The organism is Paraburkholderia strydomiana, from assembly GCF_046030495.1.
GTDB classification, from domain to species: domain Bacteria; phylum Pseudomonadota; class Gammaproteobacteria; order Burkholderiales; family Burkholderiaceae; genus Paraburkholderia; species Paraburkholderia strydomiana_A.
Window position 1 is genome coordinate 1 of record NZ_JAQQCJ010000069.1, and the last position, 1,173, is coordinate 1,173.

Here is a 1,173-nt window from a genome sequence, read left to right on the forward strand (position 1 = left end):
AATTGTAGTTTCATCGGGTTTCCACACAGCCTGGGTCGTGTGCTGCCGTTGGTCATGCTCGGTGAGTATTCAGCCAATCGCGTAGGGCGTCGTTCATACGCGTTTGCCAGCCTTCGCCGCTTGCCCTGAATCGCTCGATAATCTCGGCGTCATATCGAACGGTCACTGCAATTTTCGGGCTGGCGAGTTTCGGGCGCCCGCCGCGTCGTTTCATTTGCGCAAACTGTTCGTCGTTTGGTTCGAACGTATCCGGGTCGTCGGCGATGCCGCGCTCGATCTCGGCGTCCTCTTCGGGCGTGTTACGGATCAATCTCGGTTGCTTCTTCATAGCGTTCAATCTCCCGGTTGTTTGCCTTGCGCAGACTGATGACCCTGAAGGCTCTGCCGCGCTGCGTGAACACCACGCAATAGAGGCGACCCCCGATGACGGCATAGCCGATCTCGCGCAATTCACGGTAATCCTTTCGGTCGTCGGGCGCACACCATACGGACGACCAGTCGATTGCTTCAGCGAGCGCGAGGGAAACGCCATGCTTCCCTCGGTTGGCTTCACTTTTGGCGGGATCGTAGGTTGTTTTCACGGGTGGTTTGCAATAGTTATTGTAGTTACGGAAACGGACCGGTACAAGGTGTTTTTGTAACTACGTTATCTGTTTGCCGTGTGTCTATATCGCCCTGATATCGAGCGTGAGCTGATTGGCAAACATGGCATCGTTAGCTGCGGGCGCGGGTTTGATGACGGGTTGGGGTGTCCGCTGCGCGGCCTCACGGTCCAGGGCGGTGTAGCCCATCTGGTCACGCATGAGTTCGTATTCGAGGGCTTGCAGCCGAAGCACGGCGATGGCCCAGGGCGGAATCACGGCTTTTCCGGCTATCCAGTCCTTGACGGTGCGTTCATGGCGCCCGAGCGTTCTGCACAGATGCCGCATCGGCAAGGTCCCGGCGTAATACAGGAATTCATTCAGCGGCGCGGCGTTGTGGCGGGTAAGAATTTTGGGCTTGCGGGTTTTCATGCTGATCTCGCGTGGGGCTGCGTAGTCTGCGATACAGACAAAAAAGCCGCTTGCAGGAAGCGGCTTGACGTAGCGTTTTGCGAAGTGAGTTCGTATCTTTCATATAAATTACAACCCCGGTTTTGTCGAGGCCAGTTTCAAATGTCGGGGGTGCGACTTT

Annotated in this window: 3 protein-coding genes; all 3 read right to left on the minus strand. The window is 56.4% G+C overall.

Annotated features, from left to right (window positions below; translation table 11 throughout):
• Positions 1-52: 52 nt before the first annotated feature.
• Entirely contained in the window at positions 53-328 is a 276-nt protein-coding gene (locus PQQ53_RS34930; RefSeq protein ID WP_408329282.1) for a BrnA antitoxin family protein, read from the minus strand.
• Entirely contained in the window at positions 300-581 is a 282-nt protein-coding gene (locus PQQ53_RS34935) for a BrnT family toxin (RefSeq protein WP_408329285.1), read from the minus strand. The genes PQQ53_RS34930 and PQQ53_RS34935 overlap by 29 nt, the downstream gene beginning before the upstream one ends.
• A gap of 84 nt (positions 582-665) precedes the next feature.
• Positions 666-1,013 (minus strand): hypothetical protein, encoded by a 348-nt coding sequence (locus tag PQQ53_RS34940; protein WP_408329288.1) that lies wholly within the window; start codon positions 1,011-1,013, stop codon positions 666-668.
• Positions 1,014-1,173 lie beyond the last annotated feature (160 nt).